Source organism: Pseudomonas jessenii, from assembly GCF_002236115.1.
Taxonomy (GTDB): Bacteria; Pseudomonadota; Gammaproteobacteria; order Pseudomonadales; family Pseudomonadaceae; genus Aquipseudomonas; species Aquipseudomonas jessenii.
In genome coordinates this window covers 549819-567239 of the sequence record NZ_NIWT01000001.1, presented here as the reverse complement: position 1 = coordinate 567239, position 17421 = coordinate 549819, and the positions used below count along the sequence as shown (strand labels likewise).

Here is a 17421-nt window from a genome sequence, read left to right as displayed (position 1 = left end):
CTGAGCGCAATCGCAAATAAAAAGGGGCGACCGCATTGGTCACCCCCTTTAAGTGGCTGCAGCCAACCCCTGTGAGAGCGAGCTTGCTCGCGATGACCGCCTGGCATCCAACATTGATTTTGACTGACAGTCCGCTATCGCGAGCAAGCTCGCTCCCACAGGGTTATATGCAACTCCAGTGGGAATTACGCCGTTTATTTTGCGGAAATGGCACCATCCACCAGCGTTTGCGCCTCGGCCACTAGTTGCTTGAGGTGGTCGTCGCTGACAAAGCTTTCGGCGTAGATCTTGTAGATGTCTTCCGTGCCCGACGGACGCGCCGCAAACCAGCCGTTCTCGGTCATGACCTTGAGACCGCCAATGGCCTGGTCATTGCCCGGTGCGTGGCTGAGGATGCTCTGGATCGGCTCGCCGGCCAGTTGAGTCGAGGTGACCTGTTGCGGCGACAGCTTGCTCAGCAGCGCTTTCTGCTCCGGATTGGCCTTGGCGTCGACCCGTACCGAGAACGGCTCACCCAGTTCATCGGTCAAGGCGCGATACGCCTGACTCGGATCGCGACCAGTCCGGGCCGTCATCTCGGCGGCCAGCAGGGCCGGAATCAAACCGTCCTTGTCGGTGCTCCAGACACCGCCGTCCTTGCGCAGGAACGAGGCACCGGCGCTTTCTTCGCCGCCGAAACCGAGGGAGCCATCGAACAGGCCGTCGGCAAACCATTTGAAACCCACCGGCACTTCGTACAGGCGACGATCCAGCCGCTTGGCCACGCGATCGATCAAGCCGCTGCTGACCACGGTTTTACCCACGGCGGCATCGGCGCGCCATTGCGGACGATTCTGGAACAGGTAGTCGATGGCAACGGCGAGGTAGTTATTCGGTGCCAGCAAGCCACCGGACGGCGTGACGATGCCATGGCGGTCGTGGTCCGGATCGCAGGCAAACGCCACGTCGAAGCGCTCTTTCAGGCCGATCAGGCCTTGCATGGCGTGGCTGGACGATGGGTCCATGCGGATCTGGCCGTCCCAGTCGACGGTCATGAAGCGGAAGGTCGGGTCGACCTCTTTGTTCACCACATCCAGGTCCAGGCGGTAATGCTCGGCAATCGCCGACCAGTAGCGCACCCCTGCTCCACCCAGTGGATCGACACCCAGGCGCAGCTTGGCATCGCGGATCGCGTCGAAGTCGATCACGTTGATCAGGTCGGCGACATAGGTGTTGAGGTAATCGTGACGATGGGTAGTGCTGGCCTTAAGTGCCTGCTCGTAGCTGATGCGCTTGACGCCAGCGAGCTTGTTGGCCAGCAGTTCGTTGGCCTTGGCTTCGATCCACTTGGTGATGTGGGTATCGGCCGGGCCACCGTTGGTTGGGTTGTACTTGTAGCCACCGCTTTGCGGCGGGTTGTGGGACGGCGTGATGACAATGCCGTCCGCCAGGCCAGTGGTGCGTCCACGGTTGTAGCAGAGAATCGCATGGGAAATGGCCGGTGTCGGCGTGTACTCGTCACCTTCGGCGATCATCACGGTCACGCCGTTGGCTGCAAGTACCTCGAGGGCACTGGCGCCGGCCGGCGTGGACAGCGCGTGGGTGTCGATACCGACAAACAGCGGGCCATCGATGCCTTGAGCTTCGCGGTACAGGCAGATCGCCTGGCTGATCGCCAGAACGTGCCATTCATTGAAACTCAAGTCGAACGAGCTGCCACGGTGCCCCGACGTGCCGAAGGCAACGCGCTGGGTGGAAATCGCGGCATCAGGCTGGCCGGTGTAATAGGCCGTTACCAGTCGCGGGATGTCGACCAACAATTGTGCCGGTGCCGGTTTACCCGCAAAAGGACTGAGTGTCATGCAAAACCTCTGGAATAGAGTGGTTCAGGAATTGGGTCGCAGTTTACTGGCAGTTTGACCGCAAGGCGATGGGATCGATCCGCACAGTGGAGGTTGTTATTTTTTGTCTCACTCACTCGATTGATTCCAGACGCAGCGCATCCCCCAGCAATCCCAGCGCGGCCGCCAGATTGTGATCGCCACCGAAGGTATGGCTCAGGCGCAGATGCTGTCCGTGCAGACCGTGGAGGCTGAACAACTCGCCTGGTGCGATGACCACCTGATGCGCCAGCAGGCGCTGGAACACACGACGGACATTGACCCGACGCAACGAGCGCATCCAGATCGTTGCACCCCCTTGCGGCTCGACGAAATGCAAGGCATCACCCAATCGCTCCTGCAGCAACAGGGTCATTTGATTCTTGCGGTCATTGAGCAGCCGCCGCAGCACCAGCAGGTGTTGGTCAATGCGACCGCTGCTATACAAACGGGCAATGGCTTTCTGGCGTATCGGCGAGAGTCGGAAGGACCGCAGCAGAAAGTGCCGTTGCAACTCGGCGCTCAAATGCCTTGAAAGCAAAAAACCGTAGGGCGCTTCAGGTCCGATGACTTTCTCGAACGTGGAAAACACCATCAGCCGTTCAGGGTCCAGCAAGTCTCGAAAGCGCAGGGTGCCCAGGTCGAATCCGAGTTCGCCATAACAGTCGTTTTCCAGCACCCAACTGTCATGCGCGGCCAACAGCCGGGCAATGGCCTGCCTGTTGTGGTCAGGCGCCAGGCTGCCACGGGGCATGTTCAGGGCCGATGACAGCATCACCAGCCTTACCGGTTCGGTATCGAGCAGCATTTCAAGACGTTCCGGATCCAGACAGGCATCGGCTTGCACGGGCAACTCGATCACCCGCACGCAGGCGGCTTGAAACAAACGCAGGATCGTCCAGTCGCACGGCGATTCGACCACCACCGTAGCGTCTTTCAATCCCAGCACGGCGATCAGGATTTCCAGTACACCGCGCAGGTCGGCGCCGATGTAGACATCATCGGCGTGCCAGTAACGCATGGGAGACGTGGTGTAGCGTGCTGCCAGGGCGGCGCGCAATTCGAGTTCGCCGCAGGGTTGCGAAGGCGACTGCGGCTGGCGGGGATACTGGCGCAGCAACTCCCGCTCCAGCAGCAACAAAGGACTGTCCAGTGGCTGCAATAACGCCGGTTCATCGGCGCTCAGGACCAGCATCCCCGGGCGCCTGGCATTGACGTAGACCGCTTCCAGCAAGTCGCTGCCGCTGTCCTGCAGGTTGATTGCGGACACTGGCAATGCGTAGTAACCGGACTTGGCCACCGAATACACCCGCCCTTCTTTCTCCAGCAGCGAATAGGCGTACTGAATGGTCGAGATCGACACATTCAGACGCTCAGCCAGGTGCCGCAGCGACGGCAGGCGGATGCGCGAATCCCCTTCAGACTCGTTGATCAGGCTGACCAGGTATCGATAAACCGCTTGATAGGCGAAATCCGTTTCTCGTGGACCTTTCATCGGCGAAGGCCATTTGCATTGACTGAAAATCCACCCACGTTCAGTGACCCGCTGACCATTCATCCACCAACGTGCTGTCAGCATCAGGATCGCTCAGCGCATTTTGCGACACAGCCCCCGGGAGGATTGCTTCAGCCGCCCCGCCAGCGTCTGCGGGCGTCCACTCCATGCGGTAAAGCCGGCCAATCAGGCTGACGGGCAATCCGCTGACATCAATCATCCATTGCATGATCTGCTCGGCGACCGGATGCCCCTGCATGGCCTTGTGCAACTCGGGCATGGCCACCAGCATGCCCGGATGGCACTGACGCAGAAAACGCTCGAGCCCCGCACCTTTTTCGGTAAAGGGCGCAAACAGCAGGCACACCAGTTGTGCTTCGCTCAGGCCCAGATTCTTTTGTGCCTCGGCCGCCGCTCGGGCGCGCAGTTCGACCAGTGTTGCCGGATTGCCGAAGACCTCGATGGCCTGCTCGCACAATCGCTCGGGCAAGTGCTTGCGGCGCATCATCACCAAGGCACGTTGCAGGTATTGCGCAACACCGAATTCGTAATTGCGATTCTGTACGAAGCACGCATGCAACCCTCGGACGTGCGCCGTGATCGACGGGCTGACGAATTCGTTGTCGCTGATCTGCGCGGACAGTTCGTCAGGCTGGAAGCCGAGAAACTCCGTCAACAATGGCCAACGCTCTTCCAGGTTGCTGACCAGCAGGTCGTGAATGTCGATGCAGGCCGTACGACGGCAGGTTTCGAAGCGCTCTTGCGGACGCCACCGGGCCTGGCCGTAATCGGCGTAGAACCCGTGATAACAGTCGCTGCCCAGTTCATCGAGCAATGCAAACAACCCCGCATAACCCGGCTCGCCCGCAGGCGATGGCTTGAGCCCTGCCTTGGTGGCGGCGCGTCTCAAGCCGTCGATGAACTGCTTTTGCTGACGCGGCGTGTCACTGATGAGCAAGGCGTCGACACCGCCATCCCAGCGAGCGATTTGTCCGTAGAACTCTCCCGTGGCCAGATAACCGTCATCCCAAAGGTCGAACCCACCGCGCCACTCCCGGCGATGGCCGATCAGCAGCAGGTTCAGGCGGCTGGACTCGCGGCCGGCGTCGGAGATCGGCGCCAAGTGGTTGAACGGCAAAACTTCCCGATCATCGACCATCAGTACCTCGACCCGGGGATCGTCATAGACAAACAATGCGCTGTTGGTCCTGTGCATGTTTTCCACGGCCGCGCCGCTTGTGCCGTTCAACCGTAACGAGGCGATGCGCAACTGGAATGTCGCCGGCGTCCGCGTGGCGATGGTCAGCTGTGCAGCACGCAACAAAGCCAGGGTGTAGCAGTTGTCACGGGCCCCGGACTGGATCGCCAACACCTTGTAATCGCCAATGTGCTCCATGCCCCCGGCCGCTACTGCCAGGCGCTGAATCAACAATTGCAATGCAGTGCGTTCGGCACGGGAAAAGAAACCCAGCAATCGCTGCAGCACTTGTTGATAGACATAGTTCATCGCTTGGTCATGGATGCTGGTCATCTTTATTTACCTGATACTCGTAAGTTCAATATCGTACAGACAGCAAATCCCGTTGGACTGTCGGCGCGAATGGAGTCATGGACTTTATTGCCAAATGCTAACACTTGAATTTTCTTGAAATCATTTGAAACGATCGCAGCGCCCCCTCGACTTAACGACGAAGGTGGGGCTGGAACGCCCTACTGGCAAGGGTTTGCTGATTTGAAATCGGAGCCCTAGGAAATATCCGACAAAGTCCCACAGACACTTAATACAAGAAACAAGGAAGGAAGTTGCAGCTGTCTTTTTGGCAACTAGCCAACGGCCAACTAATTTGGAGATTTGCACCGATGGCGCACATTGAAAAGTTTCAGCCTGACACCCGGCCATGACTCATTCCTTGAGATGAAAGTAATCATTCAATTATCAGGGCTTAGTGGCTGATTAGAAGCTACAGATTACGGGCAAAAACCAGTTCAGTTGCTGGACCGGCCTGCGGATCGACGGCTTTCGGGGGGGGGCTCAAACGAAAGAGTCCGTGTGGGCACGGACTCTTGGGAGGACTGTAAGTGCTACGCCGGCTCGACCTGCAGCGCGACCCGTTCGCGACACGGGCATTCGTCCATGTAGCGGTGTGCTTCGACAAACTCGGCAAACGGGAAGACCCGAGTCTTGAGCGGCAGCAGAACGCGGTCGGCGGTCAGCTGATTGATATCGCGCAAGGCACGTTGCAGTGCGGCCTGGTCCTGGGTGATGCCCAGTTCCGGCTTGCCCGTGAAGTTGCCGATGCAGTGCACGAAGAACTGAATGTTCTTCTGGAACGCTGCGCAGGCCGGGAAAGGTGTCTGGTTGCCACCTTGCAGGCCGTACAGCACCAGGCTGCCGCGAGGCGCCAGCACATCGCCCAGCAACGACATCTGCGGACCGCCCAAACCATCGAACACCACATCTACGCCACGGTTATCGGTGATTTTGTTGATCCGCATCAGCAGATCTTCTTCCTCGGTGACGATCACTTTCTCGGCACCCAGCGACAGCAGGTATTCACGTTCCTCCTCGGTCTTGGTCGCGGCGATCACTCGAACACCCAAGGCCTTGCCCAGTTGTACGAACGAAGGTCCGGCGCAATGACTCGCGTCAGTCACCAGAACAAATTGCCCGGGCTTGACCCGTGCCAGATCGGCATAGGCGAAATAGGCGATCAACAACGGCGTGTAGTGCACGCTCGCTTCAATCGGGGTAAGCACATCCGGATAACGGGTGACTGCCGAGCGCGGCAGAACGATCTGCTCGCCGTAGACCGGATAGTCGTTCGGGCTTTGGGCCGGAAAGCTGGCGACCTTGTCACCGACCTCCAGGTCATCGACGCCATCACCGACAGCGGTGACGATACCGGCCATCTCCTGGCCAAGGCCTGAAGGCAGTCGGGCATGGGACGGGGCCAGGTTCTGACGCCAGAGAGTGTCATACCAACTGATGCCGATCGCCTCGACGCGCACCTGCACTTCGCCCGGTGCAGGCAGAGCCGTCGCATGCTCTTCGCATTTGAGCACCTCGGCTGGACCAAACTTGTGAAAACGTATCGTGCGGGACATCGCAAACCTCGCCAAATAAACCTCTAATGCCATGAACTCTAGCCGGGCTTTCAACCCAACACTATCTGTGGCTATTAATAGTCGACATGCCTGTCATTGATTCCGCAGCGGCGGCAACATCGTCAAATGTCGTAAGAAACCGAAGCAGCCTATGTAGGAAAAACTGAATTACCCGGTGCAGAGTACCAGTCTTTCCCCGTAATATTCCTGCTGGCCATTGTTCTCATATGGCCGCCCACGTCAAGCTTGCTGACTCTGCCAGGACTCCAGATGAATCGTAATGACCTGCGTCGTGTCGACCTGAACCTGTTGATCGTTTTCGAAACATTGATGCACGAACGCAGCGTGACCCGTGCTGCGGAAAAACTGTTCCTCGGCCAGCCAGCCATCAGTGCGGCGCTCTCGCGCCTGCGCGGCCTGTTCGATGATCCTTTGTTTGTGCGTACCGGCCGCAGCATGGAGCCGTCCGCCAGGGCGGTCGAGATCTTCGCCCTGCTCTCCCCGGCACTGGATTCGATTTCCACCGCCGTCAGCCGTGCGGCCGAGTTCGATCCTGCCACAAGTACCGCCGTGTTCCGCATCGGCCTTTCGGACGACGTCGAGTTCGCCTTGCTGCCGATGCTGCTCAAGCGCCTGCGTGCCGAATCGCCGGGGATTGTGCTGGTGGTACGTCGGGTCAACTACATCCTGATGCCGGGGTTGCTGGCATCCGGTGAGATATCCATCGGTGTCAGTTACACCACCGACCTGCCGGCCAACGCCAAACGCAAGGTACTGCGCCGCAGCCAACCGAAGCTGTTGCGCGCCGACACCGTGCCGGGGCCGTTGAGCCTGGATGATTACTGCGCTCGCCCCCATGCACTGGTGTCGTTCGCTGGCGACCTCAGCGGCTTCATCGATGAAGAGCTGGAAAAGCTCGGTCGCAAACGGCATGTGGTGCTCGCCGTTCCGCAGTTCAACGGGTTGAGCACCCTTCTCGCGGGCACCGACATCGTGGCGACGGTGCCGGACTACACAGCCGATGCGCTGACTGCCGCTGGCGGAGTGCGGGCCGAAGATCCGCCGTTGCCGGTGCGCAGTTTCGAGTTGCACATGGCGTGGCGCGGGTCCCAGGATAATGATCCGGGGGAGCGTTGGTTGCGGTCGCGGATTCAGATGTTTTTTGGGGATCCGGATAGCTTGGCCTGATCCTGACTTTGCAGGAGGGCTGCAGGCCTCTTCGCAGGCAAGGCTCGCTCCCACAGGGATTTGGGAACAACGAAGATCCAATGTGGGAGCGAGCTTGCTCGCGATGGCCGCAACACGGTTCCAGATCTGACCATTGCATCCAATGCAACTCACAATTGTCATCAATCCAGTTGATGACGACCGAACACAAGGCGCAGGCTAGAGGGCTGGCTTGGGTCTTATATCATTCCGGATGATAGTTACCTTCGCCCCATTCGATTCGTGAGATACAAACCCGCCGCGCATCATTCGCCAATCTCAACACATTGGCGGATGCATCCATGGAACAGTCACTCAAACATTTGCGCTTCCCGTTGGCTTTGTTGGCCGTAGTGGTGATCAGCGCTTGCGGCAAGGCCCCGGAAACCGCCGCCAGCATGCCAGCGGCCAAGGTCAGCGTGGCCAAGGTGCTGGAACAGCCGGTCAACGAATGGGACGAATTCACCGGCCGTCTCGAAGCGCCGGAAACCGTCGAGATTCGTCCACGGGTCTCCGGCCAGATCGATGAAGTGGCGTTCACGGAAGGCGCCCTGGTCAAGAAAGGCGACCTGCTGTTCCAGATCGACCCGCGTCCGTTCCAGGCTGAGGTCCGCCGCCTCGAAGCACTGGTTGCACAATCGCGCGCCAATGCCACCCGCAGCGAAAACGAAGCCCAACGCGGTGAGCGCCTGCGCACCAGCAACGCGATTTCCGCCGAACTGGCCGACTCGCGGACCAGCGCCGCCCAGGAAGCCCGCGCCGCGGTCGGCGCCCTGCAAGCGCAGCTGGATCTGGCCAGGCTGAACCTGAGCTTTACTCGTGTGACTGCTCCAATCAGCGGCCGCGTCAGCCGTGCGGAAATCACCGCCGGCAACCTGGTGACTGCCGACACCACCCCGCTGACCAGCGTGGTCTCCACTGACAAGGTGTACGCCTACTTCGACGCGGACGAGCGTGTGTTCCTCAAGTACACCGAGCTCGCTCGCCAGGGCAAGCGCGGCGCCACCACCCCGGTCTACATGGGCCTGTCCAACGAGGACGGCAACCCGCACCAGGGCGTGATGAACTTCGTCGACAACCAGGTCAACCCGAAGACCGGCACCATTCGTGGACGCGCCGTGTTCGACAACAGCGATGGCAGCTACACCCCGGGCCTGTATGCACGCCTGAAACTGGTGGGCAGCGGCACTTACAGCGCCATGCTGATCAATGACGAAGCGGTCGGCACCGACCTGGGCAAGAAGTTCGTGCTGGTGATGGATGCCGACAACAAGACCGCCTACCGCGCGGTGGAGCTGGGTCCGAAGATCGAAGGTCTGCGCATTGTGCGCAATGGCCTGAACAAGGACGACACCATCATCGTCAAGGGCCTGCAACGGGTGCGCCCTGGCTCACCGGTCACCCCTGAAGTGATTCCGATGGCCAGCGAACAAACCCTCGCGGCACTCGCACAACAACGCCAAGCGCTGGAAGCCAGCAACCTGCCCCAAGTCGCGCCTGCCAGGGTTGCGCCGGGCACGGCTGTGAAACTGGCTGCCACGACCCCACGCGGTTAAGGGATTTTTACGATGAATTTTTCCCAATTCTTCATTTCACGGCCGATCTTTGCAGCGGTGCTTTCGCTGCTGATCCTGATCGCCGGCGCCATCTCGCTGTTCCAGCTGCCGATCAGCGAATACCCGGAAGTGGTACCGCCGACCGTTGTGGTTCGTGCCAACTTCCCGGGTGCCAACCCAAAAGTCATCGGTGAAACCGTGGCCGCTCCACTGGAGCAAGCCATCACCGGTGTCGAGAACATGCTGTACATGTCCTCGCAGTCCACCGCTGACGGCAAGATCACCCTGACCATCACCTTTGCGCTGGGCACTGACCTGGACAACGCACAGGTGCAGGTGCAGAACCGTGTGACACGGACCGAGCCAAAACTTCCCGAGGAAGTGACGCGCATCGGTATCACCGTGGACAAGGCTTCGCCCGACCTGACCATGGTTGTGCACTTGACCTCGCCGGACAAACGCTACGACATGCTCTACCTGTCCAACTACGCCTTGCTCAACATCAAGGATGAGCTAGCGCGTCTGGGTGGTGTCGGCGATGTGCAGTTGTTTGGCATGGGCGATTACTCCCTGCGTGTCTGGCTCGACCCGAACAAGACCGCTTCGCGCAACCTGACCGCCACCGATGTGGTCACGGCGATTCGTGAGCAGAACCGTCAAGTGGCGGCTGGTGCCTTGGGTGCGCCGCCTGCACCGAATGCCACGGCCTTCCAGTTGTCGGTCAACACCCAGGGCCGTCTGGTGTCCGAGGAAGAGTTCGAGAACATCATCATTCGCTCTGGCGACAACGGTGAAATCACTCGCCTCAAAGACATCGCTCGCGTCGAGCTGGGCTCCAGCCAGTACGCCCTGCGTTCGTTGCTGAACAACCAGCCGGCGGTGGCGATCCCGATCTTCCAGCGTCCGGGTTCCAACGCCATCGAAATCTCCAACGAAGTGCGGTCGAAAATGGCCGAACTGAAGAAGAACTTCCCCGAAGGCATGGACTTCAGCATCGTCTATGACCCGACGATCTTCGTGCGCGGCTCCATCGAAGCGGTGGTTCACACCCTCTTCGAAGCACTGATCCTCGTGGTACTCGTGGTGATCCTGTTCCTGCAAACCTGGCGCGCCTCGATCATTCCGCTTGTCGCTGTGCCGGTATCGCTGATCGGTACCTTTGCCGTGATGCATCTGTTTGGCTTCTCACTCAACGCCCTGTCGCTGTTCGGCCTGGTATTGGCGATCGGTATCGTGGTGGACGACGCCATCGTGGTGGTGGAGAACGTCGAGCGGAACATCGAACTCGGATTGACCCCGGTTGAAGCGACCAAAAAAGCCATGGGCGAGGTAACCGGCCCGATCATCGCCACGGCGCTGGTGCTGTGTGCGGTATTCGTTCCGGCGGCGTTCATTTCCGGCCTGACCGGCCAGTTCTACAAACAGTTCGCCCTGACCATCGCGATTTCCACGGTGATCTCGGCCTTCAACTCCCTGACCCTGTCGCCGGCGCTCGCCGCGGTGTTGCTCAAGGGCCATGACGCGCCGAAGGACCGTTTCTCCAAGGTGCTGGACAAGATTTTCGGTGGCTGGTTGTTCCGTCCGTTCAACCGCTTCTTTGAAAAGGCCAGCCATGGTTATGTCGGCACCGTTGCCCGCGTGATCCGCTCAAGCGGCATCGCCCTGCTGCTGTACGCCGGCCTGATGGTCCTGACCTTCTTCGGTTTCTCCAGCACTCCGACCGGTTTCGTCCCCGGCCAGGACAAGCAATACCTGGTGGCCTTCGCGCAACTGCCGGATGCCTCGAGCCTGGACCGTACCGAAGACGTGATCAAGCGCATGTCCGAGCTGGCGCTGAAACAGCCCGGCGTGGAAAGCGCCGTGGCCTTCCCGGGCCTGTCGATCAACGGTTTCACCAACAGTCCGAACGCCGGCATCGTGTTCGTGACCCTCAAACCGTTCGACGAACGTAAAGACCCGAGCATGTCCGCCGGTGCGATTGCCGGTGCCTTGAACGGCCAGTACGCGAATATCCAGGAAGCCTACATGGCGATCTTCCCGCCGCCGCCGGTACAAGGCCTGGGCACCATCGGTGGTTTCCGCCTGCAGATCGAAGACCGGGGCAACCTGGGCTACGAAGAGCTGTACAAGGAAACCATGAACATCATCAACAAGAGCCACAACGTGCCGGAACTGGCCGGCCTGTTCACCAGCTACACGGTGAACGTGCCCCAGGTCGATGCCGCCATCGACCGGGAAAAAGCCAAGACCCACGGCGTGGCCGTCAGCGACATCTTCGACACCCTGCAGATCTATCTGGGTTCGCTGTATGCCAACGACTTCAACCGCTTTGGTCGTACCTATCAGGTCAACGTTCAGGCCGAGCAGCAGTTCCGTCTCGAATCCGACCAGATCGGCCAGCTGAAAGTGCGTAACAACAAGGGCGAGATGATCCCGCTGGCGACCTTCATCAAGGTCAGCGATACCTCGGGCCCGGACCGCGTGATGCACTACAACGGCTTCATCACCGCTGAAATCAACGGTGCGGCAGCTCCCGGCTACAGTTCCGGCCAGGCCGAAAAAGCCATCGAGAAACTGCTCAAGGAAGAACTGCCCAACGGCATGACCTACGAATGGACCGACCTGACCTACCAGCAGATCCTGTCCGGTAACACGGCATTGTTCGTGTTCCCGCTCTGTGTGCTGCTGGCGTTCCTGGTACTGGCGGCTCAATACGAAAGCTGGAGCCTGCCACTGGCGGTGATCCTGATCGTACCGATGACCCTGCTGTCGGCCATCACCGGTGTGATCGCCTCCGGCGGTGACAACAACATCTTTACCCAGATCGGTTTGATCGTATTGGTGGGGCTTGCCTGCAAGAACGCGATCCTGATCGTCGAGTTCGCCAAGGACAAACAGGAGGAAGGCTTGAGCCCGCTGGCTGCGGTCCTGGAAGCGTGCCGTCTGCGTCTGCGGCCGATCCTGATGACCTCCTTCGCGTTCATCATGGGTGTGGTGCCCCTGGTGTTCTCCAGCGGCGCCGGTGCCGAAATGCGCCACGCCATGGGTGTCGCGGTGTTCTCCGGGATGCTTGGGGTGACCTTCTTCGGTCTGTTGCTGACGCCGGTGTTCTACGTACTGATCCGTAACTTTGTCGAGCGCGGCCAGGCACGCAAAGCTGCCAAGGCCACCCTGAAGCTGGAGTCGCACTGATGAGTTTGAAAGCCTTCCTGCCGAGCCTGCTGGTACTGGCCCTGAGTGCCTGTGCCGTGGGCCCGGACTACAAGACGCCAACCACCGAGGCGGCCAACATCACGGCCGCCACCGATGGCGCCGCCGGCCAGAAGAACTTTGACCGTTCGCGTTTCGAAGGCATCTGGTGGCAGCAGTTCGAAGACCCGACCCTCAACCAGCTGGTGACGCAATCCCTGCAAGGCAACCGTGATCTGCGCGTCGCCTTCGCCCGCTGGAAAGCGGCGCGGGCGATCCGCGATGACGTCAGCAACGACGCCATGCCGACCATCACCAGCCGCGTCAGCAGTGACCTGGGCAAAGGCCAGATTCCGGGCCAGACCACCGACCGGGTCAACAGCGAACGCTATGATCTGGGCCTGGACATGGCCTGGGAGATTGACTTGTTCGGCCGCATCCAGCGCAACCTGGAGTCGGCCAACGCCGAGCAACAGGCATTCGAGGCCGATCTGTACCAACTGCAAGTCACCATGATTGCCGAACTGGTGGACTCCTACGGGCAGCTGCGCGGCGCGCAGTTGCGGGAGAAAATTGCCCTGGCCAACCTAGAGAACCAGCAGGAGTCGCGCAAGATCACCATCAGCCTGCGTGATGCCGGCGTCGGCGACCAGCTCGATGTGGAGCGCGCCGATGCGCGACTGGCGTCGGTTGAGGCCAGCGTGCCGCAACTGCAGGCCGAACAGGTTCGGCAGAAAAACCGCATCGCCACCCTGCTGGGTGAACGTCCGGACAAGCTGACCGTGGACCTGAGCCCGAAAGACTTGCCGGCGATTGCCAAGGCCCTGCCGATCGGCGATCCGGGTGAACTGCTGCAACGCCGTCCGGACATTCGCAGTGCCGAACGCCAACTGGCCTCGGCCACCGCGCGTATCGGCGTGGCCAAGGCGGATCTGTTCCCGCGGGTCAGCCTCAGCGGCTTCCTCGGCTGGACTGCCGGACGTGGTTCGCAGATCGGTTCTTCGGCGGCCAACGCCTGGGCGCTGGGCCCGAGCATCACCTGGGCCGCGTTTGACCTGGGTAGCGTAAAAGCCCGCATACGTGGCGCCGACGCCGATGCCGAAGGCGCCCTGGCGACTTACGAGCAGCAAGTGTTGCTGGCCCTGGAAGAATCGGAAAACGCTTTCAGCGACTACGGCAAACGCCAACAGCGCCTGATCTCGCTGATTCGCCAGAGCGAGTCCAGCCGCTCGGCTGCCGACCTGGCGCAAATCCGCTACCGCGAAGGCACGTCCGATTTCCTCGTACTGCTTGATGCGCAGCGTGAACGCCTGGCGGCCGAAGACACCCAGGCCCAGGCCGAGGTTGACCTGTATCGCGGCATCGTCGCGATCTACAAGGCCCTCGGTGGTGGCTGGCAGCCGGAGACGGTCGCGAGCAAGTAATACAGTTTCAAAGTGCTCCTTTGGTTGGCCGCAACCAACCAATTTCCTTGCCCTGCGTCTCATTCGGTCGCGGGGCTTTTTTTGCCCTGAAAAAGGCAGTACACCCCCCTGTGGGAGCGAGCTTGCTCGCGATGACGCAAGCACCTTCACCAATGATGTTGACTGATCCACCGCTATCGCGAGCAAGCTCGCTCCCACAGGGGGGGTTAGTGCTGGTCTTTGGATTTGCGGGTTTCCTGGACGGTCACGGTAGCCGTGGTCCCCGCCCGCAGGTTGTTTTTACCGGCATAGTCGGCATCGATCTCGATCCGCACCGGCACCCGTTGCGCCAGTTTGATCCAGGTGTAGCTGGGGTTGATGCTGGCCAGCAGACGGCCGCCCGGCAGGTTTTCCCGGTCGGCAATGGCGAAGGCAATACTCTGCACTTTGCCGCCGAACGTTTCGCCACTCATCAACTCGATCTTGACCCGGTCGCCCTCTCCGATCCGCGGCAACTTGGTTTCTTCGAAGTAACCGCTGACATAGAACGACTCGCTGTCCACCAGCGCCAACAATGGGCCGCCAGCCGAGGCGTAATCACCCTCCCGGGTCAGCAGATTGGTGACATAACCGGTCACCGGGGAGACGACATGGGTACGCTGCAAGTCGAGCTCGGACTGGGTCAATGCCGCGATGGCCAGTTGCACGTTGGCCTGGGCCAACACCAGACTCGCCTGATTACGCATCAAGTCGGCCTGGGCCACCGACACGTCGGTGCTGGCTTTCTCCCACTCTTCACCGGAAATCGCTGAACGATCCTTGAGCGTGCGCCGGCGCTGCTCCTCGCTCTGACGTTGTTTGAGCAACGCTTCGCTGGAGATAATCGCCGCCTGGGCCTGCCCTAGCGAGGCTTTCGCCACCTCCACCGCGCGCTTGGCATGCTCCACCGCCAGGGTGTAACGCGCCGGATCGATCTCCAGCAGCGCCTGGCCTTTGCTCACACGTTGGTTGTCCTGCACGGCCAGGCTGACGATTCGCCCCGAAACGTCGGCGGACAAGCTCACCACATCGGCACGCACCCGGGCATCCCGGGTCCAGGGTGCGCGGGTGTAATGCTCCCAGGCGAACCAGCCCAGGATGAAGGCCAGCAATACCACCGCCACCGTCGTGAGTCGGGAAAGGATGTTCTTCAAGGCTTCAGGCTCCCATGACCAGAATCAACGTGGCGCAGACGCAGGCATACAACGCGCCTTCGAACAACGCCTCGTGCCAGACAAACTGCAGCACGCCAAGGCGCCGCAATGTCCAGTCCAGCAACAGGAAAATCGGCAAGCCCAGCAGCAGCGCCTGGGCAATCGGGGGCAGATAGGCACCACCCACTTCCAGATCAATGGGCAAGGACAGGGTCTCCTTCAAGGCCTGAGGGTTGAAAGTGGCCGCGATAGCGTTCCACGAACGACACCACGATCAGCAGCGCCACACGCATGCGGAACACCGACCACAAGTGTTCGTGAACATCGGTATGCAGGGCATCCAGGTCGTCGCCCAAGGTGTGGAGGCTATCAAGCACCTGCACCACTTCGACCCCGGGCCGACCGGCAACCAGCCTGCCCGTTTCCCGGACTGTCGAAAACAGGCGACGTTGCAGATCCGGACTCAGCAGTGCGTTGTTCTGCCCTTGCTGCCGCAGCTGATTCAAGGCGATACCCAATGCCATGCAGGCCAGGCTGACTTGAAACAGCTCGCGCGATTGTGGCTCCCGGGTCGCCGGCAGCAGCCCCAACATCATGGTCAGGCGATCAACCATACGGCTCTCGAACGCAAACTGCTGTTCATCGCTCGCCGAGGTTTTCAGCAAGGCGTACACCTGCTCGCAGCTCTCTTTGTAGAGCCGGCGCATGCGAAAATCCGGTCTGAACGGAAAGATCAGCGCATAGACACTCAAAGCCAGCACGGTTGCACAGGTATAGGCCCCGGCAAACTCGAACCACTGGCTCGCGGTGTTTTGACCAATCCCCACATTCAACGGGCCAAGCAACAAAAACGTCGTGAGCCCCAGGCCAATCCCGGTACCTGTGGTAGGTGGACTGGCCAGCCCCACCGCTACGGCGTAGAGCAAGGGCGCCAGCAGCAAGGCAAGCATCTCGAAATTGCTGATCATCGGCACAAACATGAACTGAAGGAGCGCCGAGACCACCAGTGCCAGCCCGAACCCCCTGGCATAGCTTTGAACAGCCAGTAGCGGTCGGGGAAACGTCGACATCAGCGAGCAAAGGATGCCCACCAGCACCATCCCGGCTCGCGCACCGTCCCAGCCGGTTTCGATCCAGATCAGGCCGGCGATCAACAGCGCGCAAAAGGCCCGGACGGCATTCATCGTCGCCAGGGTGAAGTCCAGATGCAGCGGATTTTCCCGCCCGCGAAACACGCTGCTGGCGGGGCGCCCGCTCTGGATGGCATCGCTCAGCTCCAGAATCTGCTCAAGCTGCTGCAACAGGCGCGCCTGCTCCCAGCGCAGCGACCAGGCCAGCGAACGCAAGGTGGCCGGCAGCGGCTCGGTCAATTGTTCGGCTCTGTAGGCCAGCTCATCAAAGCGTTGTTGCAGCGATGTGAAATGATGGCGCTTTTCACTGGACAGCGAACGCCCCTCCCGCGCCAGTTCATCGAGAAAGTCCAGCTCTTCGGCACGCAGCCGTTGAATCTCTTCAGGCAGCTCGCCCTCCCAGCGCTCAGTCAACAGCAGCCGCTGGTGGCGCAGGGCGGTCAGCCGCGCGGTCAACAACACCAATTGGTTGCCCAGCAGTTGCACCAGGCCGTTGGCGCTGCGTAACCGGGGCGCATCGTAGTACATGTGCCGACGCACGCCCTCCAGGCCGCTGATCTGGCCCAGCAGTAGCATTTGCCGCTGCTGGAATTCGGCTTCGCTCTCTTCGGTGCGGATGACGGCGCTGGCATGGGTGGCCAGCAACCGGGTGATTTGGTCGATTTTGGCGAAGTAATCACGGGCCACGGCTTCCGGCCTGGCGGTGAGCAGGCTGACCACGCACACGCAGGCAACCGCCAGCAAGGTTTCGGTGAGGCGGGTCACTGCCAGCAAAAAGGTGCCGTCCTGATCGGGAATCGCCAGCAACGCGATGACCACGGCGGTGTAGCCACTGAGCACGAATGCCCCGGAACTGGTGTAGCGCAACAGCGTGCCACCGGCGGTGCACAGCGCCAGCCACAACGCCAGGGTGGTGATGAACGGCAGCGGTGCCTGGGGAAAGATCGCCATGATCAACACCGCCACGGCCGCCCCCAGCGTGGTGCCGATCACTTGGCCAAAACTGCGGGCCAGCACCATGCCAGCCAGTGGCTGGCTGATGATGACCACGGCCATGATCGACCACTTGGGCTGGTCCAGATCGAACAAAAACGCCAGGTACAGGGTCAACAACCCGGCCGCGATGGTTCGCAAGGCAAACAGCAACACCCCGGGGCCGGGGTTGAAAATCGCCTTGAAGTATTGCAACAACGCTTGCATGGGAACACTCGTCGAGACACCTCCAGCAAGCGTAGTCACTGCTGCGGTGCCTCGAGAGGTTTTGCCATCGACGCAGCTTGCCGGC

General features: G+C 60.6%; 11 protein-coding genes. 4 read left to right on the top strand and 7 right to left on the bottom strand.

Annotation, left to right across the window (positions count from 1 at the left end):
- Positions 1-194: 194 nt before the first annotated feature.
- The 4 genes from pgm to PSJE_RS02605 form a co-directional block, all read right to left on the bottom strand.
- Positions 195-1841, bottom strand: coding sequence for a phosphoglucomutase (alpha-D-glucose-1,6-bisphosphate-dependent) (pgm, locus tag PSJE_RS02620; RefSeq protein WP_057714786.1), 1647 nt, complete (start codon positions 1839-1841; stop codon positions 195-197).
- A 112-nt stretch (positions 1842-1953) separates the two neighbouring features.
- Positions 1954-3354 carry an aminotransferase-like domain-containing protein gene (locus PSJE_RS02615; RefSeq protein WP_090455283.1) on the bottom strand — a complete coding sequence of 467 codons (1401 nt, stop codon included), beginning with the start codon at positions 3352-3354 and terminating at the stop codon, positions 1954-1956.
- A 40-nt stretch (positions 3355-3394) separates the two neighbouring features.
- Positions 3395-4885 (bottom strand): hypothetical protein, encoded by a 1491-nt coding sequence (locus PSJE_RS02610; protein WP_090455284.1) that lies wholly within the window; start codon positions 4883-4885, stop codon positions 3395-3397.
- A 551-nt stretch (positions 4886-5436) separates the two neighbouring features.
- The gene (locus PSJE_RS02605) at positions 5437-6459 is read right to left on the bottom strand and encodes a zinc-dependent alcohol dehydrogenase family protein (RefSeq protein ID WP_090455285.1); all 1023 of its coding nucleotides are present in this window, start codon (positions 6457-6459) and stop codon (positions 5437-5439) included.
- A gap of 270 nt (positions 6460-6729) precedes the next feature.
- Here PSJE_RS02605 and PSJE_RS02600 point away from each other — a divergent pair, with 270 nt between their 5' ends.
- The 4 genes from PSJE_RS02600 (at position 6730) to PSJE_RS02585 (ending at position 13834) form a co-directional block, all read left to right on the top strand.
- Positions 6730-7647, top strand: coding sequence for a LysR family transcriptional regulator (locus PSJE_RS02600; protein WP_090455287.1), 918 nt, complete (start codon positions 6730-6732; stop codon positions 7645-7647).
- 320 nt (positions 7648-7967) lie between these two features.
- Positions 7968-9221: a multidrug efflux RND transporter periplasmic adaptor subunit MexE gene (gene mexE / locus PSJE_RS02595; RefSeq protein ID WP_057714781.1), complete on the top strand. Its 1254-nt coding sequence runs from the start codon at positions 7968-7970 to the stop codon at positions 9219-9221.
- Positions 9222-9233: 12 nt separating this feature from the next.
- A complete protein-coding gene (locus PSJE_RS02590) occupies positions 9234-12413 on the top strand; it encodes an efflux RND transporter permease subunit (RefSeq protein ID WP_057714780.1) in 3180 nt (1059 codons plus the stop codon).
- Positions 12413-13834, top strand: coding sequence for an efflux transporter outer membrane subunit (locus PSJE_RS02585; RefSeq protein WP_090455289.1), 1422 nt, complete (start codon positions 12413-12415; stop codon positions 13832-13834). The genes PSJE_RS02590 and PSJE_RS02585 overlap by 1 nt, the downstream gene beginning before the upstream one ends.
- A 206-nt stretch (positions 13835-14040) precedes the next feature.
- Here PSJE_RS02585 and PSJE_RS02580 read toward each other — a convergent pair whose 3' ends face one another.
- Genes PSJE_RS02580 through PSJE_RS02570 form a run of 3 tightly spaced genes read right to left on the bottom strand, consistent with a single transcriptional unit; the run spans position 14041 to position 17336 of the window.
- Complete coding sequence (locus tag PSJE_RS02580; RefSeq protein WP_090455291.1) at positions 14041-15006, bottom strand: HlyD family secretion protein; 966 nt, start codon at positions 15004-15006, stop codon at positions 14041-14043.
- Between the two features lie 4 nt (positions 15007-15010).
- Positions 15011-15211: a DUF1656 domain-containing protein gene (locus PSJE_RS02575; RefSeq protein ID WP_032829912.1), complete on the bottom strand. Its 201-nt coding sequence runs from the start codon at positions 15209-15211 to the stop codon at positions 15011-15013.
- Entirely contained in the window at positions 15201-17336 is a 2136-nt protein-coding gene (locus tag PSJE_RS02570; RefSeq protein ID WP_090455293.1) for an FUSC family protein, read from the bottom strand. Before PSJE_RS02570 ends, PSJE_RS02575 begins: the two co-directional genes overlap by 11 nt.
- Positions 17337-17421: the final 85 nt, after the last annotated feature.